The sequence below is a fragment of the Pseudomonas sp. BR20 genome, from assembly GCF_050780135.1.
In the GTDB taxonomy this organism is placed as follows: Bacteria; Pseudomonadota; Gammaproteobacteria; order Pseudomonadales; family Pseudomonadaceae; genus Aquipseudomonas.
The window spans coordinates 3,978,810-4,000,347 of record NZ_CP172012.1; the positions used below are offsets into that span (position 1 = coordinate 3,978,810).

General features: G+C 64.0%; 9 protein-coding genes and 2 pseudogenes. 2 read left to right on the forward strand and 9 right to left on the reverse strand.

All coding sequences use genetic code 11. The annotated features are described in order from the left end of the window. Position 1 precedes the first annotated feature (1 nt). Complete coding sequence (locus tag ACHPFG_RS18190) at positions 2 to 14,035, reverse strand: non-ribosomal peptide synthase/polyketide synthase (RefSeq protein WP_431700051.1); 14,034 nt, start codon at positions 14,033 to 14,035, stop codon at positions 2 to 4. A gap of 211 nt (positions 14,036 to 14,246) precedes the next feature. Between ACHPFG_RS18190 and ACHPFG_RS18195 the strand changes: the two are divergent. Then, positions 14,247 to 14,497, forward strand: a pseudogene (locus tag ACHPFG_RS18195) (type II toxin-antitoxin system HicA family toxin). Beyond that, positions 14,494 to 14,859, forward strand: a complete 366-nt coding sequence (locus tag ACHPFG_RS18200; protein WP_431700052.1) for a type II toxin-antitoxin system HicB family antitoxin — start codon at positions 14,494 to 14,496, stop codon at positions 14,857 to 14,859. Before ACHPFG_RS18195 ends, ACHPFG_RS18200 begins: the two are co-directional and overlap by 4 nt. Positions 14,860 to 14,890: 31 nt before the next feature. On the opposite strand, the gene ACHPFG_RS18205 is transcribed toward ACHPFG_RS18200, so the two are convergent. The 8 genes and pseudogenes from ACHPFG_RS18205 to ACHPFG_RS18240 form a co-directional block, all read right to left on the reverse strand. Further along, on the reverse strand, positions 14,891 to 16,063 hold the full coding sequence (locus tag ACHPFG_RS18205) for an MFS transporter (protein WP_131700176.1): 1,173 nt from the start codon (positions 16,061 to 16,063) through the stop codon (positions 14,891 to 14,893). A 40-nt stretch (positions 16,064 to 16,103) separates the two neighbouring features. Then, entirely contained in the window at positions 16,104 to 17,459 is a 1,356-nt protein-coding gene (locus ACHPFG_RS18210) for an MATE family efflux transporter (protein ID WP_431700053.1), read from the reverse strand. 37 nt (positions 17,460 to 17,496) lie between these two features. Beyond that, positions 17,497 to 18,489 (reverse strand): AAA family ATPase, encoded by a 993-nt coding sequence (locus ACHPFG_RS18215; RefSeq protein ID WP_431700054.1) that lies wholly within the window; start codon positions 18,487 to 18,489, stop codon positions 17,497 to 17,499. Positions 18,490 to 18,492: 3 nt separating this feature from the next. Then, complete coding sequence (locus ACHPFG_RS18220) at positions 18,493 to 19,536, reverse strand: aliphatic amidase (RefSeq protein WP_431700055.1); 1,044 nt, start codon at positions 19,534 to 19,536, stop codon at positions 18,493 to 18,495. 15 nt (positions 19,537 to 19,551) lie between these two features. Continuing rightward, complete coding sequence (locus ACHPFG_RS18225; RefSeq protein WP_431700056.1) at positions 19,552 to 19,899, reverse strand: FmdB family zinc ribbon protein; 348 nt, start codon at positions 19,897 to 19,899, stop codon at positions 19,552 to 19,554. Between the two features lie 2 nt (positions 19,900 to 19,901). After that, complete coding sequence (gene fmdA, locus ACHPFG_RS18230; protein ID WP_431700057.1) at positions 19,902 to 21,131, reverse strand: formamidase; 1,230 nt, start codon at positions 21,129 to 21,131, stop codon at positions 19,902 to 19,904. Positions 21,132 to 21,249: 118 nt separating this feature from the next. Continuing rightward, complete coding sequence (locus ACHPFG_RS18235) at positions 21,250 to 21,372, reverse strand: hypothetical protein (RefSeq protein ID WP_431703543.1); 123 nt, start codon at positions 21,370 to 21,372, stop codon at positions 21,250 to 21,252. A gap of 16 nt (positions 21,373 to 21,388) precedes the next feature. Next, positions 21,389 to 21,466 (reverse strand): annotated as a pseudogene (locus ACHPFG_RS18240) (GntR family transcriptional regulator); the annotation flags it as partial. Positions 21,467 to 21,538: the final 72 nt, after the last annotated feature.

The window sequence follows — 21,538 nt, forward strand, 5'->3', positions numbered from 1 at the left end:
GTCAAATCGCCTCTAGTTCGCTCAAAAAGTCACGAAGGTCATCAAAATCTTCCGCAGTGCCTGCACGGAAGGTGGCAGCGGCCTGCACATAGGCGCGCAGCGTTTCGGTCTGGAACACTTCCACCAACGGCACTTCCAGGCCCAGTTCGGCCTGGACACGCGAGGTGATCTGGATCGCCAGCAACGAGTGGCCGCCGACTTCGAAGAAGTTGTCGTTCAGGCCCACTTGCGGCAGGCGCAATACCTCGGCCCAGATCGCGGCAATCTTCTGTTCAAGCTCGGTTTCGGGGGCTACATAGGCCTGTTGCAGCAGGCTCGCATCCGGCTCGGGCAAGCCCTTGCGGTCGAGCTTGCCGTTGGGCGTCAGCGGCATTTGCGCGAGGAACATGAAGTACGTCGGCACCATGTAATCCGGCAGGCGGGTTTTCAGGGCGCGGCGCAGGTGGTCGCGGAACTCGGCTTCGTTGACCAGGCTGGCGTCGGCCGGCACCACATAGGCCACCAGTTGCTTGCCGGTCGGGCCTTCCTGGGCCACCACCACGGTTTCACCGACGTTGTCCTGCTCGCGCAGGCGCGCTTCGATCTCGCCCAGCTCGATACGGAAGCCACGGATTTTCACCTGATGGTCAACGCGACCGAGGTAATCCACCACGCCATCCGGGCGCCCACGGGTCAGGTCTCCGCTGCGATACACACGACTGCCCGGCTTGCCGAACGGGTCCGGCACGAAGCGTTCGGCGGTCAGCGCCGGACGTTCCAGGTAACCACGGGCCACGCCCTCACCGCCCAGGTACAGCTCACCGGCGACGCCGATGGGTTGCAGGTTGAGTTGCGCGTCGAGCACGTAGCCGCTGCGGTTGCCCAGCAGCGTGCCGATTGGCGCGTAGACGGCGCCGCAGGGGTCGCCTTTGCGCGCCTTCCACAGCAACGGTGTGACCACGGTTTCCGTCGGGCCGTAGCCGTTGAACAGGTAGGTCGGCTTGAGCGCGCGCCAGGCCAGGTCGTAGCTGGCCTGTGCCACTGCGTCACCGCCAAAGCAGTACACACGCACCTTCGGTGGGTTGCCGTCACGCTCGGCATGCTCGGCCAGTTGTTGCAGGTACACCGGCGGGAACACCGCCATGGTCACGTTGTGACGGTGCATCTGTTCGTAGGTGTACTCGGGCAGCCACAGGCTGTCATCGCGAATCAGCACGCTGGCGCCATTGATCAGCGGGTGCATCCAGCCTTCGTGGGAGCCGTCGAAGGCGAAGGACATGAAGTGCAGTTCGCAATCGGCCGGGGACGTTTCATAACGCTCGCCGGTGGCGATGATGTGCGCCACCAACGGGCCGTGGGACACCGCTACGCCTTTGGGCAGGCCGGTGGAGCCGGAGGTGTAGATCACGTAGGCGAGGTTGTCGCCGTCCAGCGTCACGTTTGGCGCGGTGTCGCTGTAATCGGCCCATTGCTCGGTGCGATCAATCGCCAGGCTATCAAGGCCGTCGGGGATCGGCAGTTGCGGCAACGCACTGGTGTGGGTCAGCAGCAACTGCGCGCGGCTGTCCTGCATCATGTACAGCAGGCGATCACGCGGGTACTCGATATCCAGCGGCACATACACGCCGCCGGCTTTCATCACCGCCAGGAACGCCACCATGATTTCGGCGCTGCGCGGCATGGCAATCGCCACGCGCACTTCGGGGCCGACGCCACGGGCGATCAGAGCGTGGGCCAGGCGGTTGGCCTGGCGGTCAAGCTCGCCGTAGCTCAGGGTTTGCGCGTCGAATTTCACCGCGACTGCATCCGGGTTTTCCCGGGCACGGTCGGCGACCAGTTCGTGGACCAGACGCTTGGCCGAGAAGCCGGCGTCGGTCTGGTCCCACAGTTGAAGAATGTGTTGTTGCTCGTCCTGGCCCAGCAGGTTGAGTTGGCTGATGGCTTGCTGTTGGTCGGCAACCATCGCCTGCAACAGGTTTTGCCAGTGGCCGGCCATGCGCTCAATAGTGGCTGGGGCAAACAGATCGGTGGCGTAGCTCAGGGAGGCACGCAGGGCCGCCTGGCTTTCCTCCACATCCAGTGCCAGGTCGAACTGGGCCACGCCTTCATCCCAGCTCAGCACCTCGACGTCCAGTTCGGTGAGGCGCTGCAGGTGATTGGCTGCCGAGGTCACGCGATGGTTGAACATCACCTGGAACAGTGGGCTCAGGCTCATGCTGCGCTCGGGTTGCAGTGCTTCGACCAGTTGTTCGAACGGCAGGTCCTGGTGGGCCTGGGCTTCGAGGGAACGTTGGCGTACCTGGTGCAGCAGTTGCACAACGCTCATCTGCCCGTGGATATCGGCCTTGAGCACCTGGGTATTGACGAAGAAGCCGATCAGCCCCTCGGTTTCCAGGCGATTGCGGTTGGCAATCGGCACCCCGACACGCACGTCTTCCTGGCCGCTGTAGCGGTGCAGCAACGCCTGGTAGGACGCCAGCAGCACCATCGGCAACGTCACTCCGGCGCCCTGCGCCAGGCGACGCAAACCGGCCAGCAGTTGCGGTTGCAACTCGATGCCCAGGCGTGCGCCACGATGGCTTTGCACGGCCGGACGCAGGTAGTCGAAAGGTAATTCCAGCACCGGCTGCACGCCACCCAACTGTTCACGCCAGTAGGCCAGTTGACGGGCCTTCTCTCCCGCCTCCATCCATTGGCGCTGCCACACAGCATAGTCGGCGTACTGGATCGGCAAGGCCGGCAGGATTGGCGTCTGCCCGTGGCTGAAGGCGGCGTACAGTTGCACCAGTTCCTCGACCATCAGTTGCATCGACCAGCCATCGGAGACGATGTGGTGCTGCACCAGCACCAGCACATGCTCGTCCTCGGCCAGGCGCAGCAACCGGGCCCGCAGCAACGGCCCGCGCAGCAGGTCGAATGGCTGCGCAACGACGTCAGCCACCCGTGCCTTGAGGCCGGCTTCATCGGTGTCGGCCAGATCGATTTCAATCAGGCCCGAGTCTTCAATCACCTGGACCGTGCCAGCGGCGTCCTGGCGCAAATGGGTGCGCAGGCTTTCATGGCGTGCCAGCAAGGTGTCGAAGCTGCGTTGCAGCGCCGCCAGGTCCAGCGGGCCTGTCAAACGTAAGGCGCTGGGGATGTGGTACGCGGCGCTTTCGGGGTCGAGTTGCCAGAGGAACCATTGGCGTTCCTGGGCATACGACAGCGGCAACGGCTGGCTGCGATCGGCCTTGAGCAGCGCCGGCGCGACCACGCCCTCCTCGCCCAGAGCCACCACGAAGTCACCCAGCAATGGGTGTTCGAACAGGGTCTTGAGCGCCACTTCCAGCGCCAGAGCCTGGCGTACCCGCGATACCACCCGCGTGGCCAGCAGCGAATGCCCGCCCAGCTCGAAGAAGTGGTCGTCGAGGCCGACCTGGGGTACGCCCAGCACCTCGGACCAGATCGCCGCGACCTGTTGTTCGCGCGGGGTGACGGCGGCCACATGGCTTTTCAGCAACAGGCGGGTATCGACCTTGGGCAAGGCCTTGCGGTCGAGCTTGCCGTTGGGGGTCAAGGGCAGGCTGTCGAGGAACATCACGTGCGCCGGCACCATGTAGTCCGGCAGGCGCTCACGCAAGGCCGCTGTGTAGGCGTGCGCCGGCTGTGCCGCAGACGTCACCAGATAGGCGATCAAGCGGTCGTTGTCGGCCAGCACCACGGCTTCGCGAACGCCTTCATGCTCGCGCAGGCAGGCTTCGATTTCGCCCAGTTCGATACGGAAACCGCGCACCTTGACCTGATGGTCGACCCGGCCGATGTACTCCACCACGCCGTCGGCACGGTAGCGTGCCAGGTCGCCGCTGCGGTACAGGCGCTCGCCCGGCGCGCCGTACGGGTTGGGCACGAAACGTTCGGCGGTGAGGGCTGGCCGCGCGTGGTAGCCGCGCGCCAGGCCGACGCCGCCGATCAGCAGTTCACCGGCCGCGCCCACCGGGCATGGGCTGAGCCCGGCATTGAGGATGAACAACGCGGTGTTGGCGATCGGTCGCCCGACCAGAGGTTGCGCCTCCAGCAGGCGATGGGCCGCCGACCAAATGGTGGTTTCGGTGGGACCGTAGAGGTTCCACACCGGGCCTTGCAGGTCGAGCATGCGCTGGGCCAGGTCGGCCGGCAGCGCTTCGCCGCCGCACAGGCACTTGATGCCGCGCAGCACGTCGGCACGTGGGCTTTCCAGCAGCATGCGCCAAGTGGACGGCGTGGCTTGCAGCACGTTGGCGGATTGGGCGGTGACCAGGTCGATTATCGCCTCCGGGTCGAGCGCCAGTTCCTGGCCACTCAGCAGCACCGTGGCGCCGACTGTCAGCGGCACGTACAGCTCCAGCGCAAAGATGTCGAACGAGAACGTCGTCAGCGACAGCACCCGCGCCTGCGCGCCGATGTCCAGGGTGCCGGCCATGCCGCAGGTAAAGCTGCACAGCGCCTGGTGCGGCACCATCACGCCCTTGGGCTTGCCGGTGGAGCCGGAGGTGTAGATCACATAGGCCAGGTGGTGTGGCGTGACGCTGACCTGCGGGTTGTGTTCGTCACCGCCTGCGTCCTCGACCAACAGCACCTGCAGGCCTTGCGGTTGCACCAGGCGCCCGATCAGCGGCGACTGAGTCAGCAGCACCTGGGCGCGGCTGTCTTCGAGCATGAACGCCAGGCGCTCCGCCGGGAATTGCGGGTCCAGCGGCACGTAGGCGCCACCGGCCTTGAGGGTCGCAAGCAGGCCGACCACCATGGGCAGGGAACGCTCCACATGCACCGCCACCCGCACGTCCGGGCCGACCCCCGCCGCGATCAGGCGATGGGCCAGACGGTTGGCGCGGCGGTTGAGTTCGCTGTAGCTCACGGCCTCGCCGTTGAATTGCAGCGCGATGGCGTGCGGCTGCGCCAGGGCTTGCGCTTCGAACAACTGGTGGACACAGCGCTCGCGTGGGTAGTCGACGGTCGTGTGGTTCCAGTCTTCGACCATCTGCTGCCATTGCGATGGGCTGAGCATCGCCAACTCGTCCAGGGCCTGGGAGGCATCGTTGACCACTGCGCGCAGCAGGTTCTGCCAGTGCACAGCCAGGCGCTCCAGGGTGGCGGCGTCGAACAGGTCGGTGGCGTAGGTCAGGGATGCCCAAAGGCCGTCGACGGACTCCTCGGTTTCCAGGTTGAGGTCGAACTGGGTCGTGTGACCGGTCCAATCCACCGGCTGCAGATCCAGGCCAGGCAGTTGCACCGGGCCGGCGCGCAGGTTGTCCTGGTGATTGAACATCACCTGGAACAACGGGTTATGGCTGAGACTGCGTTCCGGTTGCAGCGCTTCTACCAGTTGCTCGAACGGCAAGTCCTGATGGGCCTGGGCCTCCAGGGCACGTTGCTTGACCTGGGCCAGTAGCTGCTCGAAGGCCATCTGCCCGTGCAGGTCGGCCTTGAGCACCTGGGTGTTGACGAAGAAGCCAACCAGACGCTCGGTTTCCAGGCGATTGCGGTTGGCGATCGGTACCCCGACACGAATCTCGGCCTGGCCGCTGTAGCGGTGCAGCAAGGTCTGGAACGACGCCAGCAGGAGCATGAACAGGGTTACGTCCTGGCGCTGGGCGAGTGCCTTGAGTTCGGCCACCAGGGCGTTGTCCAGGTGTACCCGCCGACGCGCACCGCGATGGCTTTGCACCGCCGGGCGCGGGTGGTCCAGGGGCAGTTCCAGCACCGCGTGTTCGCTGCCCAGGCGTGCCCGCCAGTAATCGAGTTGGCGTTGTTTCTCCCCGGCCGCCATCCAATCGCGCTGCCACACGGCATAGTCGGCGTACTGGATCGGTAAGGCCGGCAACAGCGCCTGGCCTTGATACAGCGCCAGCAGTTCGTCGACCATCACTTGCATCGACCAGCCGTCAGAGATGATGTGGTGCTGGGTGATCACCAGCACATGGTGCGCGGCCGTGATCTCCAGCAGCATGACGCGCATCAGCGGGCCGTTGAGCAGGTCAAACGGACGTTGGATTTCTTGCGCGACCGCCTGCTCGATGGCCGAGTCTTGCACCTGCTGGCGTTGGATCACCACCGCCAGGTTTGGCTGGATGACCTGCCAGGTGTGCTCAGCCTCTTCCACGAAGGTGGTCCGCAACGGTTCATGGCGTTGCACCAGGGCCTGGAATGCGTGTTCCAGTGCCGGGACATCCAGCTCACCGCGCAGGTGCAATGCGGTCGGTACGTGGTAGGCGGCGCTGCCGGGGTCCAGTTGCCAAAGGAACCATTGGCGTTCCTGAGCGAAGGACAGTGCCAGTGGCCGATCACGCCCCACCGCCACCATCGGCCTTGCAGTGCCGGCCTGCACCCCTGCGCAGGCCGCCGCGAACGCTTCCAGCGTCGGCTGTTCGAACAACGCTCGCAACGGCACTTCCAGCTTGAGGTCGTGACGCACGCGGGAGATCACCTGAGTGGCCAGCAGCGAATGGCCGCCGCGTTCGAAGAAATGGTCATCGAGCCCCACCTGCTCGACGTGCAACACCGCTTGCCAGATCGCCGCCAACTGCATGTGCAGCGGGCTTTGCGGAGCGCGGTAGGCCTGCCGCGCCTGGCTCAGGTCCGGCAGCGGCAGTGCACGGCGGTCAAGCTTGCCGTTGTTGTTCAACGGCAAGGCATCGAGCACCAGCCAATGCCCCGGCACCATGTAGTCCGGCAAGGACTCGCGCAAGAACGCCGCCAGCGCCTGGGTCTCCAGTGGCTGGCCGTGGGCCGCGACCACGTACGCCACCAACTGCGTGCCGGTGGCACTCGGCTGCGCAACGACGGCAGCTTCGCGCACCCCCGGCAGGGCTTGCAGGCTGGCCTCGATTTCGCCCATTTCGATACGGAACCCGCGGATCTTCACCTGATGGTCGATACGCCCCACGTACTCCAAGGCGCCCGCCTCGTTGTAACGGGCCAGGTCGCCACTGCGGTAGAGCCGCGCACCGGGCACCGCCGAAAACGGGTCCGGGAGGAAACGCTCGGCGGTCAACGCCGGGCGGTCGAAGTAACGCTGGGCCAGGCCGAACTCGGCGCCGATGCACAGCTCGCCAACGCCATCGGTGGCCAACAGTTCGAAACCGCTGTCGAGTACGTACAGCGAGCGGCCAGCGATCGCCCGGCCAATCGGCACGCCGAACGCATCACTGGCATCCGCCAGTTGGCACTCATGCACGCTGGACACCACGGTGGCCTCGGTCGGCCCGTAGGTGTTGACCAGGCGCACGGCGCCCAACCCGGCCGCGTGCCAGGCGCGCAGCCCTTCCACCGACATGGCCTCGCCGCCTACATGCACCTGGCGCAGGTTACCCAGGGCACGACCATCGGCCGCGCACTCCTTGGCCAGCAGGTACCAGTAGGCCGCCGGCAAGTCAGCCAGGGTCACGCCCTGCTCGACGATTTCCCGTGCCAGTTGCCCGGCATCCCACAGTTCATCGCCACGCATGATCAACGCGGCGCCCACACACAGCGGCGGATAGCACTGTTCGACAAAGCCGTCGAAACTGAAGGTCGCGAACTGCAGCACGCGGTCCTCTGCACACAGTTGGCTGTAGACCTCGGCGCTGTCGCAGAATTGGCCGAGGGCCGCATGGTCGATGGCCACGCCCTTGGGTTGGCCGGTGGAGCCCGAGGTGTAGATTACGTACGCCAGATCGGCAGCGGCAGCGTGGGTGAATGGATTGCTGGCAGGGTAGCGGGCCAGCTCGGTACCGGAGACGGTGAAGTCCAGACGGGCCAGCCCTTGCGGCAGCGGCAGATCGGCCAGCAACCCGGTTTCGCTGAGCAGCAGGTCCAGACGGCTGTCCGCCAGCATGTAGGCCAGGCGGTCAGCGGGATAGTTCGGGTCCAGAGGCACATAGGCCGCGCCGCTTTTGAGCACGGCCAGCAGGCTGACGATCAGTTGCGGGCCGCGCCGCGACGCCAGGCCCACGCGCTGGCCCGGGCCCACGCCCAGCGCCAGCAGACGATGGGCAAGCCGATTGGCACGGTCGTTGAGTTGGGCATAGCTCAAACGTGCTTCGCCAGCCTGTACCGCCAGCGCGTGCGGTGTGGCAGCGGCCTGGGCCGCGATGCGTTCGTGCACGCGCGAATGGGGCTGGGCCGCGCCCGGTGATTGGCTGAGGGCAAGCACGTCGCGTTGTGCGGTGGCGTCAAGCAATTGCAGGTTGCCAAGGGGCGCCTGGGCATTGGTGAGCAACTGCACCAGCAGGTGCTGCAGGTTGGCGCTCAAGCGGGCGACCTGCTCAGCGCTGAAGCGGGCCCGGTCGTAACTGAACTCCAGGCGCAGGCTGGTCCCCAACTCAATGCCCAGGGTCAGCGGGTAATGGGTGCGTTCATGGTTGTGCATACGGCCAAACGTCAGGCCTGCGGGCGCGCCCTGCTTCAGGGCCTCGGCCACCGGGAAGTTTTCAAACACCAGCAAGGTGTCGAACAATGCGCTCTGCTGGCCGGCCCAGCCTTGTATGTCGTACAGCGGCACATGCTCGTGGTCACGCAGGCTGAGGTTCAGGGCTTGCAACTCGCTGAGCCATTGGGCAGCCGGCTGGGCTGGCGAGGGCGCGCTGACAATGGGCAGCGTGTTGATGAACAGGCCCAGTTGCTGCTCGATCCCCGGCAGCGGTGCCGAACGCCCGGCGACGGTGGCGCCGAAGGCCACGCAATCCTGGCCGGTGTAGCGCTGCAGCAACAGGCTCCACGCCCCTTGCAGCACGGTATTGAGGGTGATTTTCTGACGACGGGCGAACTCGCCGAGGGCGTGTGTGAACTCGCCCTCGAGGATCAATTGATGCTCAGCCGTGCCCAGGCCATCGACCGGCGCGCGCAGCGCTTGCGCGAGCAAGGTAGGCGTTTGCAACGGCGCCAGGGCGGCTTTCCAGAACGTCTCACCCGAGGCTTGCTGTTGCAGCCAGCCGAGGTAATCGCGGAACTGCCCCAGCGGCGCGGGCAAGGCCTGGCCGGCATAGTGAGCGATGACTTCACCCAGCAACTGGGCGTTACTCCAGCCGTCCATGAGGATGTGGTGGCTGGTGAAGATCAGGTGCCAGGCGTTACCGGCGCCCCGCACCAGCATCAGGCGAAACAGCGGCGCGGCATTGAGCGCGAAGCCCTTCTCGCGTTCAGCCTCGGCAAGCGCATCGAAGTCGGCATCGACGTCTTCGATCACATGCAACTGCATGTCGACCTGACGCTGGATCACTTGATGCGCACTGTCCAGGCCCAGCCAGTGGAAGCTGCTGCGCAGAATGTCATGGCGGTCCAGTGCCGCCTGCCAGGCGCGGCCGAAAGCCAACAGGTCGAGGCCGTCGATATCCAGGCGCAACTGGTTGATGTACGCCTGGGCTTCTGGTTCGTAGAGGGTATGGAACAACATGCCCTGCTGCATCGGCGACAGCGGATAAAGGTCGGCAATCGCCGGCCCCGCCACCGGCAACGCGTCCAGTTGCTGTTGGGTCAAGCGTGCCAGTGGGAAGTCCGAAGGGGTAACCTGCCCTGCCGGGGTGGCTCGGCAATGCTCGATCAAGGCCTTGAGCTCTGCCGCGTAGTCATCCGCCAACTGCTGCACCGTCGACGCCTCGAACATCTCGCGGCTGAAGCCCCATTGCAGGGCCAGTTCACCGCCGTACACCTGCCCTTCGACCGTCAGCCAGTTGGCCAGCGGTGCCTCGGCATCCTGGGCCTGGCCGCTGCCGTGGGTGGCCGGAACAAACAGCGCGGACTCGTTGAACTGGCGGTCGAACTGGCCCAGGTAGTTGAAGGTGATGCGTGGCGCGGCCAGGTTCGCCAAGGCTTCGCGGGCCGCAGGCGGGCCGAGGTAGCGCAGCAGACCGTAGCCGATGCCTTTGGCGGGCACGGCACACAGTTGCTCCTTGACCGACTTGATCGCGGCCGACAGCTCACCGTCGGCTTGCAGGCGTACCGGGAACAGGCTGGTGAACCAGCCGACGGTGCGGGTCAGGTCGACGCTGTCGAACAGGTCTTCGCGGCCATGGCCTTCCAGTTGGATCAGTGCGGCGTTCTGGCCGCTCCAGCGGCTGACCACCCGAGCCAGGGCCGTGAGCAACAGGTCGTTTACCTGGGTGCGGTAGGCCGCCGGCGCGTCCTGGAGCAGTTGACGGGTGTGTTCGGCATCAAGGCGGATTTCGAGCTTGCTGCCCAAGCGGTTTTGCAGGCCGCCCTGGGGGTTGTCGCACGGCAAGTCCGCATCCACCGACTGCGCCTGCCAGTACGGCAGTTGGTCGTCCAGCGTGCGGGCATGGGCTTGCAACTGTTCGGCCCACAGCTGGTAGGCGCTGGTTTTGGCCGGTAGCGATGCCTTGCGGTAAGCCTGTTGCAGGTCTTCCAGGACGATACGCCAGGACACGCCATCGACCGCCAGGTGATGGATCACCAGCAGCAGGCGCTGGCTGCCATCGGCCATGCGCACCAACGCGGCACGCAGCAGCGGGCCTTGCGCCAGGTCGAGGCTGCGCTGGGCCTCATCGCACAGCGCCGCCAGTTCATCGTCGCTGCCGGCGCGGGTTTGCCACAGGCCCGACTCGGTGACTGGCGCGGCATAGGCTTGCTGCCAACCGTCGGCCTGTTGCACAAAACGCAGGCGCAAGGCGTCGTGATGGTTGATCACCTGAGTCAGGGCAGCTTCCAGGCGTGCCGGTTCCAACAGCTCGCGCGGGGTCAACAACAACGATTGGTTCCAATGCTGACGCGCGGGGATCGCCTGGGCGAAAAAGCCCTGCTGCACCGGGGTGAGGATCACCTCGCCGCTGGCAGGCCCCTGGTCGATCACAGTGATTTGCTCGACGCTTGCCACCAATGCCAGGCTGCGCACGCTCTGGTACTGGAACAGGTCGCGTGGGCTGAGGCGAATCCCCGCCTGGCGCGCGCGGCTGACCACCTGGATGGAGATGATCGAATCGCCGCCCAGCTCGAAAAAATTGTCATCCAGGCCGACCTGCTCGACACCGAGCACATCGCTCCAGATCGCCGCCAGGGCTTTTTGCAGGGTGTTTTCCGCAGCGACATACGCCTGTTGCGGCGCAGTATCGGGCACCGGCAGGGCTTTGCGGTCGAGCTTGCCGTTGGCGGTCACCGGCAGCTTGGCCAGGTGCACCAGGTGGGTCGGCACCATGTATTCCGGCAGGCTGCCCAGCAGCCAGGCCTTGAGGTCGGTGGGCGCCTCGCCCTCCAGCACCAGGTACGCCACCAGTTGCTTGCCGCCGTGCACCAGCACCACCGCCTCACGCACCGCCGGGTGTTGCATCAGGCGCGTCTCGATTTCGCCGAGTTCTATGCGCAGCCCGCGCAGCTTGACCTGGTGGTCGAGGCGGCCAAGGTATTCGATCACACCGTCGTCACGCTGGCGCACACGGTCGCCGGTACGGTACAGGCGCGCGCCGTCACCGAAGGGGCTGGGCACAAAACGTTCGGCGGTCAGTGTCGGACGGCGATGGTAACTGCGGGCCAGACCGGTGCCGCCCAGATACAGCTCGCCGGACACGCCGGCAGGCACCGGGTTGAGCTGCGCATCGAGCACGTAGGTGCCAAGGTTGGCAATCGGACGGCCGATGGGCACGGCGTCACGGCCTTCGTCGATGCAGGTCCAGTGGGTCACGTCGATGGCCGCTTCGGTCGGGCCGTAGAGGTTGAACAAGCCGGCCTGGGGCAGCTTGGCGAACACCTGCAATTGCGCGTCCAGGGGCAAGGCTTCGCCACTGCACACGATGCGCTTGAGGCTTATGCAGGCCTGCACGCCTGGTTCATGGATAAACGCCTGGAGCATGGACGGCACGAAGTGCACGGTGGTGATCGCGTGCTCGCCGATGGTCTCGATCAGCCGCGCCGGCTCGCGGTGTTCGCCAGGGGCTGTGACCACCAGGCGGGCGCCGGTCATCAGCGGCCAGAAGAACTCCCATACCGACACGTCAAAGCTGAACGGGGTTTTCTGCAGCACCGCGTCACTGGCATCGAGGCCGTAGGCCTGTTGCATCCAGCATAGGCGGTTGACCAGTGCGCGATGGCTGTTGCCGGCGCCCTTGGGCTTGCCGGTGGAACCGGAGGTGTAGATCACATAGGCGAGGTTCAGCGCGTGGATGTCGACGGCGGGCGCTGCGACGCTGTAACCGTCGAGCCAGCCTGGCGCCTGGTCGAGGAGCATCACTCGAATACCTTCGACAGGCAGCAGCGGCAACAGGCTGTGCTGGCTGAGCAGCAGCTGGATGCCGCTGTCTTCGATCATGTAGGCCAGGCGTTCCTGGGGATATTCGGGGTCGAGCGGGACGTAAGCGCCGCCGGCCTTGAGAATGGCCAGCAGGCCGATGACCATCTCAAGGGAGCGCTCAACGCAGATACCCACCAGGGCGTCAGGGCCGACCCCCTGCTCGCCCAAGGCATGGGCCAATTGGTTGGCGCGGGCGTCGAGTTGCGCGTAGGTCAGCGTGGTCGCGCCGAACACCAGCGCCGGCGCATCCGGTGTGCGCTGTGCCTGGTCTTCGATCAGGTGATGAATACCGCGCTCGGTCGGATACGCTTGCGCGGTCTGGTTCCAGGCGTGCACCAGCATGTGTTGTTCATCGGCGGCCAGCATCGGCAGTTCACCAATGCGCTGCTCGCCATCGGCGACCATGGCCTGCAACAGGCTGATCCAGTGGCGCGCCATACGCGCGATGGACGGCGCGTCAAACAAGTCATTGGCGTAGGTCAGCGCAGCGTGCAGGGTGCCGGATTTTTCATAGGTGTCGAGGGTCAGGTCGAACTGGGTGGTGCGGCCTTGCCACTCCACCAGGGCCAGTTCCAGGCCGGAGGCGGTGCTGACCGAGGCGATATCGGCCACCACCGGCTGATGGTTGTACATCACCTGGAACAGCGGCGTATGGCTGAGGCTGCGCTCGACATTCAGGGCTTCCACCAGGCGCTCGAACGGCAGCTCCTGATGGGCCTGGGCGCCGAGGGCATGCTCCTTGATCGCTTGTAGCAACTCGGTGACCCGGGTTTGCCCGCTCAGCTCAGTGCGCAAGACTTGCGTGTTGACGAAGAAGCCGATCAGCCCCTCGACTTCCGTACGGTTACGGTTGGCAATCGGCACGCCGACGCGGATATCGCCCTGGCCGGTGTAGCGATGCAGCAACACATTGAAGGCGCCGAGCAGCAGCATGAACAGGGTGACGTTGTGCTGTTGCGCACAGGTGCGCAACTGCGCGGCCAGCGCCGGGTCAATCGCGAAGGTGTGGCGGGTGCCCTGATAGCTGGGCATGACCGGGCGCGGGTGGTCAGTGGGCAGTTCCAGCACCGGATGCTCATCACCCAGGCGCGCCTGCCAGTATTCCAATTGACGGGCCTGCTCCCCCGCTTCCAGCCAGCGCCGCTGCCACAAGGCGTAGTCGCTGTACTGGATCGGCAGTGCCGGCAATTGCGGCGCTTCGTTGCGCTCGTGGGCGTCGTAAAAACGGATGAACTCGTCGATCAGCACGTTCATCGACCAGCCATCGGAGACGATATGGTGCAGGGTCAGCAGCAACACGTGCTCCTGGGCATCGAGCTTGAGCAGTTGCAAGCGCAGCAGTGGGCCGTGCTCCAGGTCGAACGGCAGCAGCGATTGGCGGGTGGCCGCGTCGTTGACGGCGTGTTCGCGTTCGGCCGGGGCCAACGCCGTTAGATCGAGCTGTTCAATGGCCAACGACGGCGCTACGGCCACCTGCATCAAGCGTTCATCGGCCTGGCGCTGGAACACCGTGCGCAGGGTTTCGTGCCGGTCCACCAGGCTGGCGAACGTCTGCTCCATGGCGCCAAGGTTCAGCGCACCCTTGAGGCGCACCGCACCCGGCAGGTTGTAGGCGCCGCTGCTCGGGTCCAGTTGCCAGAGAAACCACATCCGCTGTTGCGCGTAGGACAGCGCCTGGCGGTCCTCTGCCTCCACGCCGGCCGGAATCGGAAACCGCGAAAAATCCACCCCTTCTTTCTGCAGTGCCTGCAGGAACAGCTGGCGTTTTTCCAGGGGCAACCCGATAAACCGGCGAGCAAGTTTCAAGGAGTCTTCAGCATTCATTTGTTGGAGTCCGGAGCAATAGGCAGGAAGCACAAAGGCACGTCGTCCCTATAAAACGAACCGGACAGGGAAAAATTAGCGGGGGATGGGCGGCGTAGAGCGAGCTGTCATCAGGGGTTACATCAATCCCCGGGAAAGACACACGAACCCCAGCTAGCATTGACGAACACCACTTTTTTGCAACTACATCTAGTTACACGCAGGGAGCGCCGTGTCCAAAAATGAAAAGCTGCTCGCCAAATGGCTCAACGAGCAGATGGCATTTACCTGGCCAGAGCTCGTCACGCTGCTGCGTCGTCTTGGCTACACACAGATTGAGGGGCTGGAAGCCGCGTCAAGTTCGACCTCCGCGATCCGAGTGCAATGAGCACCTTGCACAAGCCTCATCCCGGCAACGAACTGAAACACTACATTCGGCGCCAGATCATCGAACAATTGAAATCAGGAGAACTGATTCAGTGAACAACCAACTGAAACACAATGGCTACATCGGCTCTATCGAAGCCAGCCTCGAAGACAACTGCCTGTTCGGCAAGATCCTGTTCATCAAGGCACTGGTGAGCTACGAAGGCAAAACCGTCGCCGAACTGGACGCTGCATTTCGCGAAGCTGTGGACGACTACCTCACTACCTGCCAGGCCCTTGGGCAAACACCGGAGAAGCCGTGCAAAGGCTCTTTTAACGTGCGGGTCGGCCACGACCTTCATCTTGCCGCCGCCCTTGAAGCGACACGTAAAAAGGTGACCCTGAACGACCTGACGCGCCAGGCGCTGAACGAATTCCTGCAACACCAGCGAGCGGACTCCTGCCCCGTGATTGGCTGACGTTTCGACGTTTCATTGTGGGGTGTGACGCTCAACCCAACCGCCGATAGCCCAGCACCGCTGACCCCATCACCACCGCCCCCGCCGCCAGCGCCACCCAGAATCCGCTGGCGGCGCCAAAATGGTCGATCATCCAGCCGGAGCTGGCGGCACCGATGGCCACGCCGATGCTCAGGCCGGTGATCAGCCAGGTCATGCCTTCGGTCAGGCGGCTCGCGGGCACGATCTTTTCCACCAGGGCCATGGACACGATCAGGGTCGGGGCGAAGAACAGTCCGGAAATGAAGATGGCCACCGCCAGGCCCGGAATGTGGGTGACCAGCAGCAACGGCAAGGTGGTCAGCGCCGTGGCCACGCCGCAGAACAGGAACTGCCGGGGCAACGGCGCCTTGAGCTTGAGGGTGCCAAAGGCCAGGCCCGCCAGGCACGAACCGATGGCGTACACCGAGAGCACGATGCTTGCCGCCGCCGGCTGGCCCTGGTGCTGGGCAAAGGCCACGCTGACCACATCCACCACGCCCACGATCACCCCCATGGCCAGCAGCAGGATCATCAGGATCAGCACCGACGGTGACGCGATCAGCCAGCCCCGATGGTGAGCGTGGTGCTCATGCACCGGGGGTTCGGTCGCACGTTGCAGCACAAACGTGGTAACGCCAACCGCCAGCAGCAGCGCGGCCACCAAAGGGCCGGCTTCGGGGAACAGCACCACGCTCAAGCCCACCGAAATCGGTGGGCCGATGATGAAGCACACCTCATCCAGCACCGATTCCAGGGCGAATGCGGTCTGCAGTTTGGGCTGACCCCGGTACAGCTCGGTCCAGCGCGCCCGCACCATGGCTGACATATTCGGCATGCAGCCCGCCAGGGCAGCAAACAGGAACAACGTCCAGGTCGGCGCCTGCAACCGCGTGCACAGCAACAGCATCAACAGCGCCCCGCCGCCGATCAAGGCAGCAATCGGCAGCACCCGGCCTTGGCTGTACCGGTCCACCAACCGTGACACCTGCGGCGCGCAAAACGCCGTGGCCAGGGCGAACACCGCCGCCACCGATCCGGCCAGGCCATAGCCGCCGTGCACCTGGGAAAGCATGGTGATCAGGCCAATACCGGCCATGGACACCGGCATGCGCGCCAGCATGCCGGCCCATACGAAGGCCCGGGCACCGGGGACCTGGAACAACTCGGCGTAAGGGTTTGCCATGATTTAAACGTCTTCTGTCCTTAAATTGCGCATCCTTTTATCACACCAACCGCTTGATCTGCTTATGCCGCCACACCAACCGGTAATACGCGATCTGCAACCCCAGCATCGCCAGGTACGTCACCGGGAACGCCATCCACACGCCTTCCAGGCCGAAGTGCGCATTCAGCAGGTATGCCATCGGCAGCTCAACACACAGCACGCAGAAGATCGAAATCGCTACTGGCATCAGCACCACGCCGCTGGCGCGCATGATCCCGCCGATCACGGCCTGGAAGCCGAATACGAGGATGCTCCACAACATGATGTGCAGCAGGTGTTCGGCATTCACTCGCGCGGCGTCATCGGTGATGAACAGCCCGAGCAACCAGTGGGATAACACGTAGCCCAGCACGATCAGGCCACCGGTCAGGCACGTATTGATCAACAACCCGGTGCGCAGGATCGGCCCGATACGCTCCAGGCGCCCGGCCCCAATCGCCTGGGCCCCGAGGATCGAGGCGGTGATGGCGATCGACAGCGCCGGGAATTGCACGTAGTTGACGATCTGGGTCACCGCCCCATAGGCCGCCGTGGCCTGGGACCCGTGGCCGTTGACCAAGGCGAGGATGACCAACTCCGACAGCGACAACACCACCATCTGCAAGCCTGTAGGCAAGCCGATGCGCAGGACTTTGCCGAGGATGACGCGGTCCAGGCGCAAGGCCGCGAGCAGTTCGCGATCGGGCGCCATCACATGGTTTTTATGGCGCAGGCGCAGGACCAGAAACAGCATTGCCGAGGCATTCCCCACCAGGCCTGCGTACACCGCGCTCTGGATACCCAGGGGCGGCAGGCCGATCCAGCCGCGAATCAGCGCCGGGGTCAGCAGCAGGCCGACCAGGGTCGAGACCATCAGCGCCAGCAGCGGCGAGATCGTGTCGCTGACACCGCGCAACAGCTGGGTGTAGAGGATAAACACCAGCAGCAGCGGCATGATCAACATCATCATCTGGGCATAGCCCACTGCATCATCGAGCACATCAATCGGTGTGCCCAATGCCTGCAACGCCGGGCGCGCAAACAGGCTGCCCAGCACCGCTGCGATCAGACCCACCAGTGCGCCGAGGGTCAGGGTGGCACCGGTAATCGCCTTGACCATCCCGGTTTCCTGGGCACCCCACGCCTGGCCAATCAGCACCGAGGCGCCCGCCCCCAGGCCGATCACCAGGGCAATAAAGAAAAACACGATGGGAAACATCCCCGACACTGCCGCCAACGCCTGGGTGCCGAGCATTTGCCCGACATAAATGCCGTTGAGGGTGCCGGAAAAGCTTTGCAGGAAATTGGACAGCACCATCGGTGCCAGAAAGATCAGATAGATCTGCCACAGCGGGCGTTGCACAGGGCTTTGCATGAAAAACGGGGCCTCGAAGAACTAAAGCGTCCGAGGGTTATACCGTAATTGGATCCGATCTTCCTGTGCTTTGTCCTTGCACCGCGTCCACCACCAGGCAGGCATTGCGTACGGTGGCATTCAGGCGCAGGGCATTGCCCTGCAAGATGCATTCGGCAATCGCCGGCTCCAGCTCCACCCGCAAACGCCGGCCCAGCGCACGTGCGCCGAACCGCGCATCGTGGTGACGGCACAGCCAGGCCCGCGCGTGTTCATCCAGCACCAACGAGCACTGTTGCGCCGCCAAGCGCTGATTGAGTTTGCCCAGCTCCACCTCCAGCAGCGCTTCCAGCCACTGAGCGTCGATGGGTTCGAACATCAGGATGCGGTCGATACGATTAAGGAACTCCGGTTCAAAATGACCATGCAGCGCCTCTTCCAATACAGCCGCTTCATCCCGGACAAATACCCGCAGCAACCGACGCCAACCTTGGGCGAACCGCTGACGATGACGACGCGCCTGCCGCGCGCCGATATTGCTGGTCATGAAGATCAGGCAGTTGCGAAAGTCCAGGGTGCGAGTGCCTGCGGCCAACGTCAGTTGGCCGTTTTCCAGAATGCCCAGCAGGCTGCGCAGCACTTCCTGGCTGGCCTTTTCCAGTTCGTCGAACAGCACGATGCCAGGTCGGCTGTAGGTACCCTGGATCAATTCGCTGTTGAACAGGCTGATACCCTCCTTGCTGCCCACATAGCCGGGGGGCGCGCCAGTGAGCGCAGCGGTGTAATGTTCCTGGGCCAGGGTGTGCATGTCGATGCGGCAAAAGCCGTCTGCGCGGCCGTGCAGCGCCTGGGCCAGCAGGCGCACGACCTCGGTCTTGCCCACACCGGTCGGGCCCATGAACAGATTGACGCTTAGCGGTCGATCACGCTCACCGATATCCGCCTTGACCACCTTGAGCAAGCCTTCCACCTGAGCCAGTGCAGCGTCCTGGCCGACGATCCGGCTGCGCAACAACGCCATCACCTGCGCCGGTTCAAAGGTAAAGCGCATGCGCTACTCCAGCGTCTTTTCTTTACCGCCATGGGGCAATTGCCCCACCGGGCACTCGGCCACGCCCACCGTGCTGCGGGTGATTTTCTCCACATTCTCCTGCGCCTTTTGCGCATCCAGCACCCAGGTACGGTAGAACTCGAACGGACAGTCGGCCACGCCCTTGTCGCCATCGCCCGAGGCATGCATACCGGTGTAGCCGCGGTGCAGCAGCTTGAACAGATGGTTCTGCGACTGGTCATTGGCTCGCGCATCGCGAATCTGCGACACCGACAATTGCGCGTACTGGATGCCCATCTCCTCCTCACCGCACTCGCCCAACGTGCGCCCGTCAAAGCCGATGATCGCCGAGTGACCGAAGTACGAATACACCCCATCGAACCCAGACGCGTTGGCCACCGCCACGTAGCAGTTATTCGCCCAGGCCATGCTCTTGGACATCTGCACCTGCTGCTCCTTGGCCGGGTACATATAGCCCTGGCAGCGCACGATCAGCTCCGCGCCCTTCATCGCGCAATCGCGCCAGATCTCCGGGTAGTTGCCGTCATCACAGATGATCAGGCTGATCTTCATGCCTTTGGGTCCGTCGCACACGTAGGTGCGATCGCCCGGGTACCACCCCTCGATGGGGCACCAGGGGATGCACTTGCGATAGCGCTGCACAATTTCGCCGAAGTTATTGATCAATACCAACGTGTTATAGGGCGCCTTGTACGGATGCACCTCATGGCGCTCGCCAGTGAGGGAAAACACGCCCCAGGTATTGGCCTGGCGGCAGGCGGCCGAGAAGATCGCCGTCTCGTCGCCAGGAATACTCGCAGCGGTCGTCATCATCTCGTCGTGGTCGTACATGATGCCCATGGTGCTGTATTCAGGGAACACCACCAGGTCCATGCCGGGCAGGCCCTGTTTCATGCCGAGGATAATGTCGGCAATCTTCTTCGCGTTGTCGATGACCTCGGCCTTGCTGTGCAGACGCGGCATCTTGTAGTTCACCACCGCGACACCGACGGTGTCCGGGCTGCTGGAAATATCGCCATGACGCATTGCAGTGCTCCTGCTCTAGTGACTGATCATCCACGGCCGCGGGCCGGTCCTGGTCTTGAGGCCCAACGGGTTGGCCTTGCTCGGCAGCACCTTTTGGCGGGTGCCACAGCAACTGCATCCGGTCGGGTGTCGACGGCTTTCCTGATACTCACCGACGGTGTGCGGCGCGTTGGCGCTGCGCTCGTTGCCGGCGATGGCCTTGCGCTGGTTGGCCGACAGCGTTTGCAACGCCGGGGCCGACACCAATAGCTGCCCGCCGGGCCCGGCGCAGTAAGGGCACTGGTTGGGCTCGTGGCGCTGGGCGATAGGCCGCAACATCGTGAACGTGCCGCAGGTGTCGCAGGCGTATTCGTAGGTCGGCATGGCTACAGGTCCGGAGCGATGGGCAAGTCGATACTGCCGTCGAGAAATGGGGTCGGCCCGTTGGCGTTGGGGTTGATATCGAACTCGAAGATTTCCGTGGGCAACCACAAGGTCGCGCAGGCATTCGGTATATCCACCACGCCACTGATGTGCCCCTGCACCGGCGCCGAGCCGAGCAACGCATAACCCTGGGCGGGCGAATAGCCGAACTTGGTCAAATAGTTGATCGCATTCAGGCATGCCTGGCGGTAGGCGACGTTGACGTCCAGGTAGTGCTGCTGGCCCTGCTCGTCCACCGAGATGCCTTCGAAGATCAGGTAGTTCTTGTAGTGCGGCGTGATCGGGCTCGGCTTGAACACTGGGTTCTTGATCCCGTATTTGGCCATGCCGCCTTTGATCAGCTCGACTTTCATATGCACCCAGCCAGCCATTTCAATGGCGCCGCAAAAGGTGATTTCACCGTCGCCCTGACTGAAGTGCAGGTCGCCCACCGACAGCCCGGCGCCGTTGACGTAGACCGGGAAGAAGATCTTCGAACCCCGGGACAAATCCTTGATGTCGCAGTTACCGCCATGTTCACGCGGCGGCACGGTGCGCGCGCCGGTGGCGGCGGCATCGTCGCGGGCCTGCCCCTTGAGCTTGCCCATATGCGCGGTGGCGGCCAGCGGGGCGTTGGCCAGTGGCGGTACACGGGTTGGGTTGGTGTCGATCAGCTCCTGTTCACGGCGGTTCCAGTCGGCGAGCATCACCGGATCGGGCAAGCAGCCAATCAGACCAGGGTGGATCAGGCCGGCGAAATTCACCCCCGGAATATGCCGCGAGCGGGTGAACATGCCCTTGAAATCCCAGATGGCTTTTTGTGCGCTGGGGAAGTGATCAGTGAGAAAACCACCGCCATTCTGCCGGGAGAAAAACCCGTTGAAACCCCACTGTGAATCGGCCTTGGCACCGATATCGAGCAAGTCCACCACCAACAGGTCTCCCGGCTCGGCGCCGTGCACACCCACCGGGCCCGACAGGTAATGCACGGTGGACAGGTCCACATCGCGCACATCGCTGGCGTCGTCGTTGTTCTTGATTGCGCCGGCGGTCCAGTCGTAGGTTTCCAGGATGAAGTCGTCGCCCGGCTTCACCCAGCACGCCATCGGGATATCCGGGTGCCAGCGGTTATGGATTTGCTCGTTCTCGGTAACAGGCTGGTTGAGGTCGACTTTGATCAGCGTTTCGGTCATGGACTGGCTCCTGGACGGATGACGTAGGGCGTTCGATCCAGTCTCGGGGAGCCAGGTAAATCGGGGAATACGTTGGATGACGTATGAGGTCAGACCTTGTCGCGTTTCATCTGCAGGGTCAGGGTGAAACGATCGGTGGGTAGACCGATTCCGACACGGCGATCAGCCCACCGGCCTCATCGCGATATTGACGAATGATGGCCAGGCCCAGCGCGCCACTTTGCGCTTTGAAGCAGTGCATCACCGGCGCTGGCGTCGACCTTGATGCTCGACACACAGAAGTAATGCCCCCCCGGTTCCAGCCCCAGTCGCCGGGCCAACGCACTATCGAGTACGTTCGAGTTGAATGGGGTCAAGCCGGTGCTGATCCACAACGTAGCGCATTCACCGTTTATGGCCACAGCACT

What these genes read in the sequence shown, in the direction of transcription:
- ACHPFG_RS18190 (WP_431700051.1), bottom strand. Translation starts at nt 14,035, where the DNA reads ATGAATGCTGAAGACTCCTTGAAACTTGCTCGCCGGTTTATCGGGTTG.
- ACHPFG_RS18205 (WP_131700176.1), bottom strand. Translation starts at nt 16,063, where the DNA reads ATGGCAAACCCTTACGCCGAGTTGTTCCAGGTCCCCGGTGCCCGGGCC.
- ACHPFG_RS18210 (WP_431700053.1), bottom strand. Translation starts at nt 17,459, where the DNA reads ATGCAAAGCCCTGTGCAACGCCCGCTGTGGCAGATCTATCTGATCTTT.
- ACHPFG_RS18215 (WP_431700054.1), bottom strand. Translation starts at nt 18,489, where the DNA reads ATGCGCTTTACCTTTGAACCGGCGCAGGTGATGGCGTTGTTGCGCAGC.
- ACHPFG_RS18220 (WP_431700055.1), bottom strand. Translation starts at nt 19,536, where the DNA reads ATGCGTCATGGCGATATTTCCAGCAGCCCGGACACCGTCGGTGTCGCG.
- ACHPFG_RS18225 (WP_431700056.1), bottom strand. Translation starts at nt 19,899, where the DNA reads ATGCCGACCTACGAATACGCCTGCGACACCTGCGGCACGTTCACGATG.
- fmdA (WP_431700057.1), bottom strand. Translation starts at nt 21,131, where the DNA reads ATGACCGAAACGCTGATCAAAGTCGACCTCAACCAGCCTGTTACCGAG.
- ACHPFG_RS18235 (WP_431703543.1), bottom strand. Translation starts at nt 21,372, where the DNA reads ATGCACTGCTTCAAAGCGCAAAGTGGCGCGCTGGGCCTGGCCATCATT.